At 68.2% G+C, this 16,812-nt stretch carries 17 protein-coding genes; 8 read left to right on the top strand and 9 right to left on the bottom strand.

From position 1 onward, the window contains the following. The first annotated feature begins 12 nt into the window (after nt 1–12). The 4 genes from hsaA to AWC02_RS10985 are packed head-to-tail and all read left to right on the top strand — an operon-like array spanning nt 13 to nt 3,231. The gene (hsaA, locus tag AWC02_RS10970; protein ID WP_046316179.1) at nt 13–1,203 is read left to right on the top strand and encodes a 3-hydroxy-9,10-secoandrosta-1,3,5(10)-triene-9,17-dione monooxygenase oxygenase subunit; all 1,191 of its coding nucleotides are present in this window, start codon (nt 13–15) and stop codon (nt 1,201–1,203) included. Nucleotides 1,204–1,253: 50 nt separating this feature from the next. Then, nucleotides 1,254–2,153 carry an iron-dependent extradiol dioxygenase HsaC gene (gene hsaC / locus AWC02_RS10975; protein WP_085128791.1) on the top strand — a complete coding sequence of 300 codons (900 nt, stop codon included), beginning with the start codon at nt 1,254–1,256 and terminating at the stop codon, nt 2,151–2,153. 2 nt (nt 2,154–2,155) lie between these two features. Next, complete coding sequence (gene hsaB / locus AWC02_RS10980) at nt 2,156–2,725, top strand: 3-hydroxy-9,10-secoandrosta-1,3,5(10)-triene-9,17-dione monooxygenase reductase subunit (RefSeq protein ID WP_085128792.1); 570 nt, start codon at nt 2,156–2,158, stop codon at nt 2,723–2,725. Nucleotides 2,726–2,760: 35 nt separating this feature from the next. Then, nucleotides 2,761–3,231 carry a hypothetical protein gene (locus AWC02_RS10985; protein WP_133055625.1) on the top strand — a complete coding sequence of 157 codons (471 nt, stop codon included), beginning with the start codon at nt 2,761–2,763 and terminating at the stop codon, nt 3,229–3,231. Here AWC02_RS10985 and AWC02_RS10990 read toward each other — a convergent pair. From AWC02_RS10990 to fadD3, 9 genes are read right to left on the bottom strand one after another with little or no spacing between them, the layout of a single operon-like run. Continuing rightward, nucleotides 3,226–4,500: a hypothetical protein gene (locus AWC02_RS10990; RefSeq protein ID WP_085128794.1), complete on the bottom strand. Its 1,275-nt coding sequence runs from the start codon at nt 4,498–4,500 to the stop codon at nt 3,226–3,228. The genes AWC02_RS10985 and AWC02_RS10990 overlap by 6 nt on opposite strands. A gap of 9 nt (nt 4,501–4,509) precedes the next feature. Then, on the bottom strand, nt 4,510–4,911 hold the full coding sequence (locus AWC02_RS10995) for a heme-binding protein (RefSeq protein ID WP_085128795.1): 402 nt from the start codon (nt 4,909–4,911) through the stop codon (nt 4,510–4,512). Between the two features lie 43 nt (nt 4,912–4,954). After that, nucleotides 4,955–6,130 (bottom strand): pyridoxal phosphate-dependent aminotransferase, encoded by a 1,176-nt coding sequence (locus AWC02_RS11000; RefSeq protein WP_085128796.1) that lies wholly within the window; start codon nt 6,128–6,130, stop codon nt 4,955–4,957. A gap of 5 nt (nt 6,131–6,135) precedes the next feature. Continuing rightward, nucleotides 6,136–7,263, bottom strand: a complete 1,128-nt coding sequence (locus AWC02_RS11005) for an alpha/beta hydrolase family protein (protein ID WP_085128835.1) — start codon at nt 7,261–7,263, stop codon at nt 6,136–6,138. Between the two features lie 47 nt (nt 7,264–7,310). After that, nucleotides 7,311–8,297 carry a linear amide C-N hydrolase gene (locus AWC02_RS11010; RefSeq protein WP_085128797.1) on the bottom strand — a complete coding sequence of 329 codons (987 nt, stop codon included), beginning with the start codon at nt 8,295–8,297 and terminating at the stop codon, nt 7,311–7,313. A 20-nt stretch (nt 8,298–8,317) separates the two neighbouring features. After that, complete coding sequence (ipdE2, locus tag AWC02_RS11015) at nt 8,318–9,265, bottom strand: acyl-CoA dehydrogenase IpdE2 (protein ID WP_085128798.1); 948 nt, start codon at nt 9,263–9,265, stop codon at nt 8,318–8,320. Then, complete coding sequence (locus AWC02_RS11020; protein ID WP_085128799.1) at nt 9,266–10,246, bottom strand: acyl-CoA dehydrogenase family protein; 981 nt, start codon at nt 10,244–10,246, stop codon at nt 9,266–9,268. After that, nucleotides 10,243–11,376 carry an acyl-CoA dehydrogenase family protein gene (locus tag AWC02_RS11025; RefSeq protein WP_085128836.1) on the bottom strand — a complete coding sequence of 378 codons (1,134 nt, stop codon included), beginning with the start codon at nt 11,374–11,376 and terminating at the stop codon, nt 10,243–10,245. Before AWC02_RS11025 ends, AWC02_RS11020 begins: the two co-directional genes overlap by 4 nt. Next, on the bottom strand, nt 11,376–12,917 hold the full coding sequence (gene fadD3, locus AWC02_RS11030) for a 3-((3aS,4S,7aS)-7a-methyl-1,5-dioxo-octahydro-1H-inden-4-yl)propanoate--CoA ligase FadD3 (RefSeq protein ID WP_085128800.1): 1,542 nt from the start codon (nt 12,915–12,917) through the stop codon (nt 11,376–11,378). Before fadD3 ends, AWC02_RS11025 begins: the two co-directional genes overlap by 1 nt. Before the next feature lie 159 nt (nt 12,918–13,076). Here fadD3 and ipdE1 point away from each other — a divergent pair, with 159 nt between their 5' ends. From ipdE1 to fadA6, 4 genes are read left to right on the top strand one after another with little or no spacing between them, the layout of a single operon-like run. Further along, a complete protein-coding gene (ipdE1, locus tag AWC02_RS11035; protein ID WP_085128801.1) occupies nt 13,077–14,237 on the top strand; it encodes an acyl-CoA dehydrogenase IpdE1 in 1,161 nt (386 codons plus the stop codon). Next, nucleotides 14,234–15,034 carry a (5R,7aS)-5-hydroxy-7a-methyl-1-oxo-2,3,5,6,7,7a-hexahydro-1H-indene-carboxyl-CoA reductase gene (gene ipdF, locus AWC02_RS11040; protein ID WP_085128802.1) on the top strand — a complete coding sequence of 267 codons (801 nt, stop codon included), beginning with the start codon at nt 14,234–14,236 and terminating at the stop codon, nt 15,032–15,034. Before ipdE1 ends, ipdF begins: the two co-directional genes overlap by 4 nt. A gap of 4 nt (nt 15,035–15,038) precedes the next feature. Further along, nucleotides 15,039–15,617 (top strand): TetR family transcriptional regulator KstR2, encoded by a 579-nt coding sequence (gene kstR2 / locus AWC02_RS11045; RefSeq protein ID WP_085128803.1) that lies wholly within the window; start codon nt 15,039–15,041, stop codon nt 15,615–15,617. A gap of 2 nt (nt 15,618–15,619) precedes the next feature. Then, nucleotides 15,620–16,783: a steroid 3-ketoacyl-CoA thiolase FadA6 gene (gene fadA6, locus AWC02_RS11050; protein ID WP_085128804.1), complete on the top strand. Its 1,164-nt coding sequence runs from the start codon at nt 15,620–15,622 to the stop codon at nt 16,781–16,783. Nucleotides 16,784–16,812 lie beyond the last annotated feature (29 nt).

The raw sequence follows: 16,812 nt of genomic DNA on the forward strand, positions 1-16,812 counted from the left end.
GGAGGCAATCTAGTGACGTCCATTCAACAGCGTGACGCGCAGTCGGTGTTGGCCGCCATCGACGACCTGCTGCCGCAGTTGCGTGAACGCGCCCAGGAGACCGAAGACCTGCGTAAGCTGCCCGACGCCAACGTCGCCGCGCTCGAGGAGATCGGCTTCTTCCGGCTGCTGCAGCCCGAGCAGTGGGGCGGAATGCAGTGCGACCCCACCATCTTCTACGAGGCGGTGCGCCGGCTGGCCAGTGCCTGCGGCTCCACCGGCTGGGTGGCCGGCATCATCGGCGTGCACAACTGGCACTTGGCGCTGTTCGACCAGCAGGCCCAGGAAGACGTCTGGGGCGAGGACACGAACGTCCGGATCTCCTCGTCCTACGCGCCGATGGGCGCCGGTGTGGTCACCGAGACCGCCGACGGCTACATCGTCAACGGTTCGTGGAACTGGTCGTCGGGCTGCGACCACGCCACCTGGGCATTCCTCGGCGGCCCGGTGATCAAGGACGGCAAGCCGGTCGACTTCGGCAGCTTCCTGATCCCGATCTCCGACTACCGCATCGATGACGTCTGGCACGTGGTGGGCCTGCGTGGCACCGGCAGCAACACCGTCGTGGTCAAGGACGCCTTCGTGCCGCGGCACCGCTTCTTGTCCTACCGGGCGATGAACGACGGCACCGCCGGCGGCTACAAGACCAACACCGCGCCGGTCTACAAGATGCCGTGGGGCACCATTCACCCGACCACCATCTCGACGCCGATCATGGGCATGGCCTATGGCGCCTACGAGGCGCACGTCGAGCACCAGGGCAAGCGGGTGCGTGCGGCGTTCGCCGGGGAGAAGGCCAAGGACGACCCGTTCGCCAAGGTCCGCATCGCCGAGGCCGCCAGCGACATCGACGCCGGGTGGCGTCAGCTGATCGGCAACGTCGGCGACGAGTACGCGCTGCTGGCCGCCGGCAAGGAGATCCCGTTCGAGCTGCGGGCCCGGGCCCGGCGTGACCAGGTTCGCGCCACCGGCCGGGCCATCGCCTCCATCGACCGGCTGTTCGAAGCGGCCGGAGCCACGGCGCTGTCCAATGACGCACCGGTGCAGCGGTTCTGGCGTGACGCGCATGCGGGTCGGGTGCACGCGGCCAACGACCCCGAGCGCGCATACATGATCTTCGGTAACCACGAGTTCGGGTTGCCGCCCGGCGACACCATGGTCTGATCGAACTGGACCTGGCTGGGACAACGACGAGCTAGCTGGAGGCATCACCGATGAGTATCCGTTCACTGGGCTACCTGCGGATCCAGGCCACCGACATGGCTGCCTGGCGGGACTTCGGGCTGAAAGTCCTCGGCATGGTCGAGGGATCCGGCACCTCCGAGGGTGCGCTGTACCTGCGGATGGATGAGTTCCCGGCTCGGCTGGTGGTGGTGCCCGGTGACACCGACCGGTTGCTGGTATCCGGTTGGGAATGCGCCAACGCCGAAGGGCTGGCCGACATCCGGCAACGTCTGGAGGCCGAGGGCACGCCCTACAAGGAGGCGACCGCGGCCGAGTTGGCCGAGCGCTCCGTCCAGGAGATGATCGCCTTCGACGACCCGTCGGGCAACCACCTGGAGGTGTTCCACGGGGTGGCACTGCAGCACCGCCGGGTGGTCAGTCCCTACGGTCACCGGTTCGTCACCGAGGAGCAGGGCCTGGGCCACGTGGTGCTGTCCACCAAGGACGACGCCGAGGCACTGCACTTCTACCGCGACGTGCTCGGCTTCCGGCTGCGCGACTCGATGCGGCTGCCCCCGCAGATGGTCGGCCGCCCGGCCGACGGCGACCCGGCCTGGCTGCGGTTCTTCGGCTGCAACCCGCGTCACCACAGCCTGGCGTTTCTGCCGATGCCGACGCCCACCGGAATCGTGCACCTGATGGTCGAAGTGGAGAACGCCGACGATGTCGGCCTCTGCCTGGACCGCGTCGCACGCCGCAAGATTCCGATGGCCGCCACGCTGGGGCGCCACGTCAACGACAAGATGCTGTCGTTCTACATGAAGGCGCCCAGCGGTTTTCAGGTCGAGTTCGGCTGTGAGGGACTCGAGGTCGACGACGAGGACTGGGTGGCCCGGGAGAGCACGGCTGTCAGCCTCTGGGGGCATGACTTCACCGTGGGTATGCAATAGCTGTGACCGAAGAACCCGGGATCGACCCGCGCGCGTTTCGCAATGTGCTCGGCCAGTTCTGCACCGGCATCACGATCATCACCACGGTCGACAACGAGGTGCCGGTCGGGTTCGCCTGCCAGTCGTTCGCCGCGCTGTCCCTGGATCCGCCGCTGGTGCTGTTCTGCCCGACCAAGCAGTCGCGGTCCTGGCAGGCCATCGAGTCCAGCGGAAAATTCTGCGTCAACATCCTGGCCGAGGAGCAGAAGGACGTCTGCGCCCGGTTCGGCTCGCGCGAGCCGGACAAGTTCGCCGGTGTGGACTGGCAGCCGTCCGAACTGGGGTCGCCGATCCTGGCCGGGTCGCTGGCGCACATCGACTGCACGGTGGCCTCGGTGCACGATGGCGGCGACCATTTCGTGGTATTCGGTGCGGTGCAGTCGCTTTCGGATGTACCGAAGGTGAAGCCGCGGCCGCTGCTGTTCTATCGCGGCGACTACACCGGTATCGAGCCGGACAAGACCACGCCGGCGCACTGGCGCGACGACCTCGAAGCATTCCTCACCGCCACCACCGACGACACCTGGTTGTAGTGCTTTGGGCCGGCTGCCTGGTTAGCATGCAGCGGGTGAGGCGACTTGGTTGGTCGGCAGCGGCGACCGCTGCATACGCCGCGGTGATGCTGGTGCTGGACCGCGGGATGCGCAAGACCGGCGGGCCCGGCATCATCCCCTTCGAACTGGCCGGCAACCGCGAGCGAACCCAGCAGATCTTGGACGTTTGGGGACCGGAGGGCCGGCGCTGGGCGCGCTGGTCGCTGTGGCTCGATTTCGGCTACATGCTGACCTACGGCACCACGGCGCTGCTGCTCATCGAGCGTGCCCGCCGGCGCCGCGGCCATCCGATCGCGCTGCGGCTGCTCCCGATTGCCGCGGTCGCCGGTGACGCGGTCGAGGGGGTGGCGCTGCTGCGGGTACTCGACGGGGTGGACCTCGACGCCAACGCCCGGCGCGCCCGCGGCGCAGCGTCGGTCAAGTTCGCTCTGCTGGCAATCGGACTCGGCTACACCATCACCGGGGCGGTGCACCGCCGCTCATGAGCCGTGCCAGCATCGCTGGTGCTCGGCGTGGGTGCGCAGATAGGCCCCCGGGGCGTAGAACCGGTCGTAGAAGTCGGTGTCCAGATGCTGCGCCTGCAGATACATCAACACGTGCACGGTCGGGACGGTGCCCGGCAGCTTGCCGAAAGTGTCGTAGATGTAGGACGCCTCGCAGGTGACCAGCTCGGCGATGCCGTCCGGCGGCAGAGCCGAGCCGCGCACCGCCGCGCTGTCCGACCACGGCCCCGGCGTTTCCGGGTGCGAGGGGCCACCGGGCCCGAACTTGCGGGCCACCAGCTTGCGGACACCCTCGGCGACAGAGGCGACATGCGGAGGGCTGAGTGTCTCGAAGTGACCGGGGAGGCCGGTGACGTTCGGGAAAGGCCAGCGGGGATCGGTGTCGGCGACGAAACCCAGACCGGGTGCGCGCGGATCGCCCGAGCCGCCCAGCACCGACAACCGGTCCAACCCGTCGAAGATCCAGCCTCCCAAGCCCATCGCCTGCAAGGCCAGAGCACCGTTGTGCGCAGCGATCGACAGCTCGGCACTGGCCTCGGTCAGGGTGTACTGCTCGACGAACGACAACGGTATCGGGTCGTCGGCATGGGCTAGACCGGAAAAGGCTGAAACGCCGGGAATCTCACGGTCGTTGACGTCATCACGAATCGGGTAGCCGTTCGCCGCGAAGAACCACAGATTCTCCAGCAGATGTTCGGCCAGGTCGGCCACGTTGAAGGCCAGCAGGCTGCCCGGATGGTTGCCGATCCAGGTGTTGTGACCTTCCATATACGGTTCTTCGCGCGGCAACTCCAGACGTGAATCTGACAGGCGCACATAGGAGTCGGCGGTATGACTTATCCACTGTTCGATGGTGTCGAACTGCTGTGGCTGCTGGTCGCGCGTGGGCAGCAGGTAACAGCCGGTGTCGTCGGTGAAGAACAGCTGGCTGGTGTGAAAACCGGCCGCCGACGGCATAGCCCGCCCGGTGGCGCTGCCCGGATAGTTCGGCAGCGCCGGGGCGTACCCCGGATGGTGCGCGATGCCGTCATGCCAGCCGGTGGCGCCGGCCATCAGCGACAGCACCAGTGCCCGCTCGACCTCGGACAACGGCTGCACCGGACGGCGGCTGGTGTAGGCCAGCGCGCCTGCCGGGATGGCGCCGCCGGCCGGGAACCGGCGCGAGCGGCGTCCGGTGATGGCGGCGAACAGCCCGAAACCGGCCGCCTGCGCCAGCGCGGCCCGTTCAGGCTCAGTGATCACCAGGGCCATCGCCCCGGCCTACTTGCTGACGGTCTCCAGCAGCATGGCCAGCTGGGTCGGCGAGACCGCGATCCCGCACTCGTTCTTCAGATCGGTGAGCGGCTGGGCGATGCCCTGCAGGGTCGTCAGCTGGTCGAGGTGCCCGATGAAGTAGCCCTGGACCGAGGACTTGGCCTGGTCCGCGGGCATGGTGGCCGCGGAGGTCAGCACGTCGTTGGCCTCCGGGTGGTCGTGCAGGAACGCGCCCGCCTGGCTCAACACGCCACTGGCGGTGTTGGACAGCCCCGCCGCCGTGCACTGGCCGGGCGCGGCATCGGCCTCAGGTGAGGTGCTCCACGGGGCCGCTGCTGCGGCCACCGCGCCGAGCATGCCGACTGCTGCCGCGCCGAGCGCCAGGCGAGAGGTCGTGGAAGTGCGCATAGCAGTGGTCCCTTCGGTCAGGTATTTCCAGCTTGGGGTAAACCTACCGGAGGGGCAGCCAGTCCCGGAGCCGATGCAGTGCCTCCTCGATGTCGGCGGTCGGGCCGGCGAAGGAGAGACGGACATAGGTGTTGCCGCGCTCGGTGTCGAAATCGATTCCGGGCGCCAGGGCGAGCCCGGTGTCGGCCAGCAGGCGCGCGCAGAAGTCCAGTGAGTCTGCGGTGTGCTCTGCGATGTCGGCATAGACGTAGAAGGCGCCGTCGGTGGGCGCCAACCGGTCGATACCCAAGTCACGCAGGCCGTCCAACAGCAGCTCCCGGTTGGCGGCGTAGTGCCGCAGGTGCCCGTCGGATTCGGCGATCGACTCCGGAGTGAACGCGGCCACCGCCGCATACTGTGGCAGCACCGGAGGGCAGATGGTGAAGTTGCCGGTCAGGCAGTCCACCGCACGGCGCAAGGCCGGCGGCACCAGCAGCCAGCCCAGCCGCCACCCGGTCATCGCGAAGTACTTCGAGAAGCTGTTCGCCACCACGGCGTTGCGCGAGGTCTCCCAGGCGCAGCTGGTCTGCGGTGCGCCGGGGTAGACCAGGCCGTGGTACACCTCGTCGCTGATCAACCGCACTCCGGCTGAGTCGCACCAGGTGGCGATCGCGGCAAGCTCCGCCGGTTCGAGCACCGTGCCGGTCGGGTTGGCCGGACTGGCCACGATCACACCGGCCAAGGGCCCGGGAATCTCGGAGAGCATCGCCGCGGTCGGCTGAAAGCGGGTCGCCGGGCCGCACGGGATCTCGACCACCTCGCAGCCCAGCGCGGTCAAGATGTTGCGGTAGCAGGGATAGCCGGGGCTGGCGATCGCCACCCGGTCACCGGCGTCGAAGCAGGCCAAGAAGGCCAGCAGAAAACCGCCGGACGAGCCGGTGGTCACCACCACGTCGTCAGGGTCGACGCTCAGCCCGTAGCGATGGGCGTAGGAGTCGGCGATGGCCGCACGCAGCTCCGGGATACCCAGCGCCACGGTGTAACCCAGATCGCCTGTCCGCAGTGCCGCCGCCGCGGCGGCGAGCACCGGCTCGGGGGCGCCCACGCTGGGCTGACCCGCCGACAGGTTCACCAGATCGCCGTGGCTGCGCTGGCGTTCGGCGGCAGCCAACCACACGTCCATCACGTGGAACGGCGGAATCCCGGCGCGTAGCGAAGCGCGGTCGAGAGGGTTGGTCATGCGATTCACCCTGTCATCAGTTGCTGGAGGAACCGGGTGGAGTCCGGCACGGAGGCGAGCACGGTGCCGGAATGGTCGTCAGGATAGACGTGCAGCTCGACATTCTGGTGATGGTCGATCAGCTGCTGATACAGGGTCTGACCGGACCGGAGTGGAACGTCGGTGTCGTGCTGGCCGTGGCCGAGAAAGATCGGGCGGTCATAGCCGTCGGTCGGGGTGCCCAGGAAGCCGTCGAGCGCCGCGGCGATACCGTCCAGCGAACTCACCGGCGCGCTGAACAGCTGGTTCAGCGTGGTTCCGGCAGCCAGCCGATCCAGCTCTGCTTTGCACACCGTTTCCGCCCGATCTGCCAGCTCGCGCCCGCGAGGAGTCAGCACACTGTCGATGGGAATTGCGGGAAATGCCTCGCGCAGGGCGGCCACGATGTAGGAGGTGTAGCTGATCGCCGCGGGAGGCACCGGCGCCGACGGCAGATCGGGTCCGGCCTCCATGACCACCCGTTCGATGTTGGCCGGTGTGCCGGTGGCCACCACGCCGCGATAGTCCAGACCGGTTCCGGCGGTGAGCCGCGACGCCCACCAGGCACTGTTGATGGCCGCGCCGCCGCCTTGGGACTGGCCGACGATGGCCCACTTGGGGGACAGCGGCAGGTCCATCTGGTGGACGGCTCGTACGGAGTCGATCACCGAGTGCGCTTCGGTGGAGCCGTTGAGATAGCTCATCAGCCCCGGCGTGCCGAGCCCGACGTAATCGCTGCCGACCACCACATAACCCTGGTCGAGCCAGTGCGACAGGTATTCGTTGTCGCGCGAGCTGCGTGGCCGGGCCGACGGGGTGCAGTCATCGCCGAGACCGACGGTGCCGTGCGCCCACGCGATCACCGGCCATCCCCCGGCCGGGGGCGCCCCACGCGGTACGAAGACCGCGGCGGTGCTCACCGCGGGCCGGGCGTGCTGATCGGGAGTGGCGTAGAGGATCCGGAATGCCTGGGCCGCGCCATTCACCGACAGCGCCGGGTTGAGCGGCACCGAGGTGATCAGATCTCCCTCGGCGGGAATGGGGCCGGCGTATGCGCGCGCGTCCAGTCCAGACCATTGCGGCCCCGGTTCGGCGGCGGCCGGTGTGGCCAACATCAGGGCGGCCAGCCCAACCGAGAGCAGGACCGTGCGGCGAGCCGCCCTCACCTGTTCAGACCGAGGAAGGTGAACGCCTCGGCGACTTCGAAGTCCGACGATGTCTCACCGGCGAAGATATTGCTGTCGTCGGAGCCCAGGTCGAGTTTGCGCACCGCGGCGCCCTCGGCAAAGTCGAGCTTGGTCAGGTCCACCCAGAACACGTTGGGTGTCAGCGTCGACTCGAAGAAGTACAGCTTGCGGGTGTGGTGGGCAACCGTGCGCCAGCGGGTCGAGGAGATGTTCGGCTCGCCCGGAGTGGAGATGCCGAAGGGCACCGATACGTTGCGGACCACGCTGAGCACCGAGGCGAGTGCGATCTTCACATCCTCGGATTTCGGAATCGCGTTGACGTAGAACGATGCTCGCGCGAATCGGTCCGCGGCTCGATTGGTGCCCGGCAGCATGACGGTGCCGCCGAGCTGCTCCCAGTAGGCGTTGACCGCGAGTTGTTGATCAAAGATCGGCGAGTTCGTCATCACCTGGTACTGCCGACCATGGTGGATGATCTGTTTGCCGTCGACGTATTCCACGATCGCACTGTCGCCCGTGGCGTCCGACAGTGACAGGTGCAGGGTGGCCAGGCGGTCTTCGCCGGGCACGCCGTCGGTGACCACCGCGAATGCCTCGGTGCTCAGCGCTGCGACGGCCTCGGCGACGGTGGCGAAGTTATCCAGGGCGTACTGCGCCCAGGTCGAGATGCACAGTCCGGGACGGCTGCCGTCGTACTGCGGATACACCGACTCAGCCAGCCACAGCAGGTTGGCGGACAACCCGGCTTCATTCAGGCCGTCGGTGGTGCAGATGTCGTAGCCGGTGGCCACCACACTGCCGTACTTTGCGGTCCACTCAACAGAGTTCGGCCCGACCCGGCCGTCGCGCTTCACGCCTCGCGGCAGCGACCAGAGGTTGGTCGCCAAATCCAGCTTCCAGTCCATCGACCGTCCGGTGATGATGTTGCCGTTAGGTCCGAGATAAACCAGTCGGGTACACATAGGGCTACCGTAACGCGCCTCTAGAGCACCTCGGTCTGCAGCTGGCGAAGATGTTGTGCCGGCAGGCCGAACAGCTGTGAACTGCCGTGCGCGCGTTTGAAGTACAGCTGGATGTCGCTTTCCCAGGTGATCGCGATACCGCCGTGCAGCTGCACGGCTTCGGCGGCCACCTTGCTGAACGCCTCACTGGCGACCACGCGTGCCAGCGCGGCCGAGGTCGCCGAGGGCTCGGCGACGGCGTCGTCGACGACGGCGCGGGCCGCCGACACGGCAACGTACAGATCGGCCATCCGGTGCTTGAGCGCCTGGAAACTACCGATCGGCCGGCCGAACTGCACCCGGCTCTTGGTGTACTCCACGGTCAGGTCCAGGCAGCGCGTCGCGGCGCCGATCTGCTCGGCCGCCAGCAGGATCGCCGCGTAGTCCGCGATGCCGGGGTCGTCCCCGATCGGCGCGGTGGCGGTGGGGGTGATCCGGCCCAGGCGCCGGGTGGGGTCCATGGTGGCCACCGGCTGGGTGGCGAACTCGGTCCAGCGGGTGAGCTGGTTGCCGTCGGTGCCGACCACGATGTCGGCGATATCGCCGTTGGCTGCGTAGTCGTCGCCGAACACGACCGCGCCGATCGCGCCGCCTTCGGCCAGCTGCTCCAACGCTTCGGCGTCGGGCTCGGCCGCTGCCAGCAGCGCCAGCTCGGCCAGGATGGTGCCCAGCAGCGGGGTCGGTACCAGTGCCTTGCCCAGTTCTTCGACAACGACCGCGGCGTCGCCCAGTTCGCCGCCCGCACCGCCGAGTTCCTCGGGCACCACCAGAGCAGCGGCGCCGACCTGTTCGCACAGCAGCTGCCACAGCGTCTCGTCGTAGCCACGCTCGGAATCCATCGCCACCCGAACCGCCTCGGGTGTGGCGTGCTTGTCGACCAGTGCCGCCACCGTCTGGCGCAACAGGTCGCGTTCGTCGTTACGGGCCACTTAGATCGCCTCCAACACTCGCCGCCGGTGGGCGGTCGGGTTACCCCACGCGGGCCGCAGGGCCTGCACCCGCAGCAGCCACAGCGACAGATCGCATTCGCTGGTGAAGCCGATGGCGCCGTGGGTCTGCAGGGCCGAATGCGCAGCGAGCAGCGCCGCGTCGGACGCAGCCACCTTCGCGGCGCTGACATCGCGGGCGGTGTCGGCATGGAGCGGTCCGGCCGCGGAATCAGCCAGAGACAAGGCCGCCCCGTACACCAGCGGCCGGGCCAGCTCGAGCGCGATGTGCACGTCGGCCAGCTTGTGCTTGATGGCCTGGTAGCCGCCGATCACCCGGCCGAACTGGGTGCGCTGCTTGGCATACTCCACGGCCGTGTTCAGCATCGCCTGACCGGCCCCGATCAGATGTGCGGCAGTGGCCAGGGCACCTATCTCGTAGGCGCGGGCGGTGTCGGCGTCCCAAGTCGTTCCGGTCGCGGCGACGTCGAAGAGGCTGCGGCTGGGGTCCACCGAGGCGTGGCGGGTGCCGGCCTGCGCCGTGCCGGCCTGGCCGTCCTCGGCCAGCAGGACCAGGTCGGCGGCCTGGGCGTCGACGGCCCGGGGGGCGTGTGGCGGCAGCGCCACGGTGGCGATCAGCTCGCCGGCGGCAAGCCCGGCCAGTTGCGAACCGGCATCGGGGGAGCCGGCGAGCAGTAGCGGCGCCACCGCAATGGACTCCACCACCGGCCCGGGCACGCACCAGCGGCCGAGCGCCTCGACGGCCAGCACCAGGTCGACGGGGTGGGCGCCGATGCCGTCGAACTCCTCCGGAACCGCCAGTGCGGTCACCCCGAGCTCGGTCAGCTGGTTCCACACCCGGCGGCCCGGCTCGGTGTCACCCTGTGACCAGGCGCGCACCGCGCCGGGAACGTCGGCGGCGCCCAGGGCGGCGTCGATGCTGGCCGCAAAGTCGCGCTGATCTTGGTCTAGGTCGAATTTCATTTCTTCTCCCGGGGCAGGCCCAGCAGCCGCTCGGCGATGATATTGCGCTGAATCTCGTTGGTGCCGGCGTAGATCGGCCCGCCGAGCGAGAACAGGTAACCGTGGGTCCAGGCGTCGGCGAGTTCCCCGTCGGCGCCGCGGATGTCCAGGCCGGTCTGATGCAGCGCGACGTCGAGATCGGACCAGAACACCTTGGTCACCGAGGATTCCGCACCCAGCTCACCGCCGGCGGCCAGCCGGGTCACGGTGCCGAACGTCTGCAACCGATAGGCCTGGGCCTTGATCCATGCATCGGCGACGCGGTCGGTGAACACCGGATCGCTGCCGTGCTCTCGCCACATTGCGGCCAGCTTTTCAGCGCCCACCAGGAACCGGGCGGGGCTGCGCAGGCTCATGCCGCGCTCGTTGCTCGATGTGCTCATGGCGGCGCGCCAGCCTTCGTTCGGCACGCCGATCACGTCGTTGTCGGGCACGAAGACGTCGTCGAAGAAGATCTCGCCGAAGCCGGTCTCACCGCCGAGCTGCTCGATGGCGCGCACGGTGATCCCGTCGGCCTTCAGGTCGAACATGAAGTAGGTCAGGCCGTGGTGGCGCTGGGCCTCCGGGTCGGAGCGGAACAGCCCGAAGCCGCGCTCGCCGAACGGGGCGCGCGAGCTCCAGATCTTCTGTCCGTTGAGCTTCCAGCCGCCGTCGACCTTGGTGGCCGTCGAGCGCAGTGACGCCAGGTCGCTGCCGGACTCCGGCTCCGACCATGCCTGCGCCCAGATCTCCTCGCCGCTGGCCATCTTCGGCAGCACCCGATCCAGCTGCTCCTGTGTGCCGTGTGCGAACAGGGTCGGAGCCAGCATCGAGGTGCCGTTGGCACTGGCTCGCCCCGGTGCGCCGGCGCGGAAGTACTCCTCCTCGTAGACCACCCACTGCAGCAGGGTGGCGTCGCGGCCACCGTATTTCTTCGGCCAGGCGATCACCGACAGGCCGGCGTCGAAAAGCACCTTGTCCCAGCGACGGTGCTGCTCGAAACCCTCCGCGGTGTCGTAGGACTCAGTGGGGAACTTGTCGGAGTTCGCGGCCAGGAAGTCGCGCACCTCGACACGAAAGGCTTCGGTCTCGTCATCGAAATTCAGGTCCATCAGGCCCACTCTCTCAACTCATGCTTGACCACCTTGCCGCCGGGATTGCGCGGTAGGGAGTCGGTGAAGGTCACCGATCTCGGTGCCTTGAAGTTCGCCAAATGCTCACGGGCGTATGCGATCACCGCGGTTTCATCGAGGGTCGAGTCGGGTCGACGCACGATGAAGGCGCGGCCCACTTCGCCGAGCCGGTCATCGGGTACCCCGATCACCGCAACGTCGGCAACGCCGTCGAGGCGAGCCAGCACCTGCTCGATCTCGGCGGGGTAGACGTTGAATCCACCGCAGATGTACATGTCCTTGAGCCGGTCGGTGATCCGCAGGTTTCCGGCGGCATCCACGGTCCCGATGTCGCCGGTGTGCAACCAGCCCTGCTCGTCGATCGCCGCGGCGGTGGCCTGCGGGTCGTCGAGATAGCCGAGCATGATGTTGGAGCTGCGCAGCAGTACCTCGCCGGAATCCGAATCACCACCGGTGCTCAGTCGCAGCTCGAAGTCGCCGATCGGCCGCCCGCAGGTGGTCGCGACGGTGACGGCGTCGTCGTCGGCGCGGCACATGGTGGCGAAGCCGCCGGACTCGGTCAGCCCGTAGGCGGTCAGCACGATGTCGATGTCGAGTTCGGTCTGCATGCGCTCGATCAGCACCACCGGCACGGTGGCCGCGCCGGTGACCGCGAACCGCAACGAACTCAGGTCGTAGCGGTCGCGGTCGGGGTGATCGAGCAGCGTCTGGTAGATGGTGGGGGGCCCGGGCAGCACCGTGATGCGGTGTTCCTCGATGGCGCGCAGCGCGCCGGCCGCATCGAAGGTGACCTGCGGTATCAAGGTGGCCCCGGTCTGCAGGCAGGCGAGGATGCCGGCCTTGTAGCCGAAGTTGTGAAAGAACGGATTGATGCACAGGTAGCGGTCCTGCGCGGTCATCTGGCCGCACGCCGCCCAGGCCGCCGGGCCCGCCAGCGACTGCCGGTGCGCGCAGAGCACGCCTTTGCTGCGACCGGTGGTTCCGGAGGTGAACAGGATGTCGGACAGGTCGCCGGGGCGAACGGCGGCGGCGCGGGCATCGATGTCGGCGCCCGACACACCGTCGCCGGCGGCGATGAATGCATCCCAGGTGCCGTCGGCGTCCTCGACGGGCACGCGGACGACGTGTTGCAGTGCGGGCAGCTGGTCGCGGTCCAGTTCGGCGAGGCGGTCGGACTTGAGGAATCGGCCCATGCCCACCAAGACCTTGGCTTCGCTGCGGACCAGGATGTCGGTCGCTTCGGCGGCGGTGTAGCGCGTGTTGAGCGGAACCAGCACGCCGCCGGCGTAGTGGGTGCCCAGGCAGGCGACCACCCAGTGCCAGGTGTTCGGCGACCACAGCGCGACCCGGTCGCCGGGCTCCACGCCGAGGGCGATCAGGGCCGCAGCGGCCCGCCGCACCTCGTCGCGCAGGGCGGCGTAGGTAAAGCGGTGATCCTCGGTGACCAGGGCGTCATGGTCGGGAAGCGCACGGGCGATGTGGTCCAGGGCCGCAGGTGTGGTCTGCGGTTCTGTGCTCATGGGCGCCACTCCTCCTCATCGCTCCGCTCTGCATCGTCGCCGGCGCAACTCATAGGCGCTGCTCCTCCCCGTCGCTGAACTCTGTATTGCCGCCAGCGCGGGCTCCCTGGGCTCGACGGCTCGTAGCCGAGCAAGTGCTTGGTAGGTTAGCCTACAGGGGTGCAAGCAGTCGAGGAGTTCCGGGCTGAGGTCCGTGCATGGCTGGCCGACAACCTGGTCGGGGAGTTCGCCGAGCTCAAGGGCCTCGGGGGTCCGGGTCGTGAGCATGAGGCGTTCGAGGAGCGGATGGCGTGGAACCGCCATCTTGCCGACGCCGGCCTGACCTGCCTGGGCTGGCCGGTGGAACACGGCGGGCGCGGCCTGTCGGTGGCACACCGGGTGGCGTTCTACGAGGAGTACGCCCGCGCCGACGCCCCCGACAAGGTCAATCACCTCGGCGAGGAGTTGCTGGGGCCGACCCTCATCGCCTTCGGCACACCCGAGCAGCAGCAACGCTTCCTGCCCGGCATTCGCAACGTCACCGAGCTGTGGTGCCAGGGCTACTCCGAACCGGGCGCCGGCAGCGATCTGGCCAACGTGGCCACCACCGCCGTGCTCGACGGCGACCAGTGGGTCATCAACGGTCAGAAGGTGTGGACGTCACTGGCGCACCTGTCGCAGTGGTGCTTCGTGGTGGCCCGCACCGAGAAGGGCTCCAAGCGGCACAACGGACTGTCCTACCTGCTGGTGCCGCTGGACCAGCCCGGGGTCGAGGTCCGGCCGATTGTGCAGCTCACCGGCACCTCGGAGTTCAACGAGGTGTTCTTCGACGACGCGCGCACCGACGCCGATCTGGTGGTCGGCGAGCCCGGCGACGGCTGGAAGGTCGCGATGGGCACGCTCACCTTCGAGCGGGGCGTATCGACGCTGGGCCAGCAGATCCGGTACGCGCGTGAACTCTCCGCGCTCGCCGAGCTGGCGCAGCGCAACGGCGCCGCGGAGGATCCGTTGATCCGTGAGCGGCTGACCAGGTCCTGGGTGGGCCTGCGGTCCATGCGGTCCTACGCGATGGCCACCATGGATGTCGACGGAGGCGGCCAGGCCGCCGCCAAAGACAGTGTGTCGAAGCTGCTGTGGGCCAACTGGCACCGTGACCTTGGTGAACTCGCCATGGACGTGATCGGGCGCGACTCGATGGTGTTGCGCGACGGCGAGTTCGACGAGTGGCAGCGGCTCTACCTGTTCACCCGCAGCGACACCATCTACGGCGGGTCGAACGAGATTCAGCGCAACATCATCGCCGAGCGTGTTCTCGGCCTACCCCGGGAGGCAAAGGGATGAGCGCCACTTCGGATCTGTCCAAGGCGCCGCAAGAGATCGGCGGGCACGGTCTGTTGCAGGGCAAGACGGTCCTGGTGACGGCTGCCGCCGGCACGGGCATCGGCTCCACCACCGCGCGCCGGGCGCTGCTGGAAGGCGCCGACGTGGTGGTCTCGGACTACCACGAGCGGCGGCTTTCCGAGACCCGCGACGACCTGGCCGCCCTGGGGCTGGGCCGCGTCGAGGCGGTGGTCTGTGACGTCACCTCCACTGCCGCGGTGGACGCGCTGTTCGACGAGGCCGTGGCGAAGATGGGCCGGCTCGACGTGCTGGTCAACAACGCCGGACTCGGCGGGCAGACCCCGGTGATCGACATGACCGACGACGAGTGGGACCGCGTGCTCAACGTGACGCTGACCTCGGTGATGCGGGCGACCCGGGCGGCGCTGCGCTACTTCCGCGGTGTTTCCCACGGCGGGGTGATCGTCAACAACGCCAGCGTATTGGGCTGGCGCGCCCAGCATTCCCAGTCGCACTACGCAGCGGCCAAGGCCGGCGTGATGGCCCTGACCCGGTGCAGCGCGATCGAGGCGGTCGAGTACGGGGTGCGCATCAACGCCGTCTCGCCGTCCATCGCGCGGCACAAGTTCCTGGAGAAGACCAGCTCGGCAGAGCTGCTGGACCGGCTCGCCGGCGACGAGGCGTTCGGTCGCGCCGCTGAGCCGTGGGAGATCGCCACCACCATCGCATTCTTGGCCAGCGACTACTCCAGTTACCTGACCGGCGAGGTCATCTCGGTTTCCAGCCAGCGCGCCTGAAGCCATGACTCGCCGGGACGAACTCCTGAATCTGGCGGCGGAGATGATCGCCGAGCGTGGCCTGCGCGCCACGACTGTGCGCGACATCGCCGACGCCGCCGGGATCTTGTCCGGCAGTCTGTATCACCACTTCTCCTCCAAGGAGGAGATCGTGGACGAGGTGCTGCGCGACTTTCTGGACTGGCTGTTCGCCCGCTATCAGCAGATCATCGATCGTGAAAGCGATCCCCTGGAACGGCTCAAGGGACTGTTCCTGGCGTCGTTCGACGCGATCGAGCATCGGCACGCCCAAGTCGTGATCTACCAGGACGAGGCCAAGCGGCTGTCGTCTCACGAGCGGTTCTCCTACGTCGACGAACGCAACCGTCAGCAACGTAAGATGTGGCTTGACGTGCTGCAGCAGGGCATTGAAGCGGGATGTTTCCGGCCCGACCTCGACGTCGACCTGGTTTACCGCTTCATTCGTGACACCACCTGGGTATCGGTGCGCTGGTACCAACCGGGTGGACCGCTGACCGCCGCGGAAGTCGGCAGGCAATACCTCGCCATCGTGCTGGGTGGAATCACCAAAGAAGGAGTCTGAAAATGGCCGCTCAAGTATCGCAGGCGTACGTCATCGACGCCGTTCGCACCGCCGTGGGCAAGCGTAACGGGTCGCTGGCGGGTATTCACCCTATTGATTTGGGGGCGTTGGCGTTTCGCGGTCTGCTGGACCGCGTCGGCGTCGACCCGGCTGCGGTCGACGATGTGATCACCGGCTGCGTGGACGCCATCGGCGGCCAGGCCGGCAACATCGGCCGGCTGGCCTGGTTGGCGGCCGGCTACCCCGAGGGGGTGCCCGGGGTCACCGTCGACCGGCAGTGCGGTTCGTCTCAGCAGGCCATCTCGTTCGGCGCGCAGGCGATCATGTCGCGCACCGCGGACCTGATTGTCGCCGGCGGCGTGCAGAACATGAGCTGGATTCCGATCTCGTCGGCAATGGTCGTCGGCGAGCAGTTCGGCTTCACCTCCCCGACCAACGAGTCGAAGAAGTGGCTGGAGCGCTACGGCGACGAAGAGGTCTCGCAGTTCCGCGGCGCCGAGATGATCGCCGAGCGCTGGGACATCTCCCGCGAGGACATGGAGCGCTTCGCGCTGCAGAGCCACCAGCGGGCGTTCACCGCGATCGCCGAGGGGCGTTTCGACAACGAGATCATCGACGTCGACGGTTTCCGGGTCGACGAGTGCCCGCGCGAGTCCACCCTGGAGAAGATGGCCGGCCTCAAGACGCTGGTGGAGGGTGGCCGGCTGACTGCGGCGGTCTCCAGCCAGATCTGCGACGGGTCGGCCGCGGTGCTGCTGGCCTCCGAAAGCGCAGTGCAGGAGCACAACCTGACTCCCCGCGCCCGCATCCACCACATCAGCGCCCGCGGCGACGACCCGGTGATCATGCTGACCGGCCCGATCCCGGCCACCCGCTACGCCCTGGAGAAGACCGGGCTGAGCATCGACGACATCGACGTCGTCGAGATCAACGAGGCGTTTGCTTCGGTGGTGCAGGCCTGGATGAAGGAGTTCCCGATCGACCCGGCCAAGGTCAACCCCAACGGCGGGGCGATCGCACTGGGCCACCCGCTGGGCGCCACCGGGGCCAAGCTGTTCACCACCATGCTCAACGAACTGGAGCGCACCGGCGGCCGATACGGCCTGCAGACCATGTGCGAAGGCGGGGGCACCGCCAACGTCACGATCATCGAGCGGCTCGGCTGACGGCAGTGCTGCCGGCGCCCGCCGGCAGC

Origin of the sequence: Mycolicibacter engbaekii (genome assembly GCF_002101585.1) — a bacterium.
GTDB classification, from domain to species: domain Bacteria; phylum Actinomycetota; class Actinomycetes; order Mycobacteriales; family Mycobacteriaceae; genus Mycobacterium; species Mycobacterium engbaekii.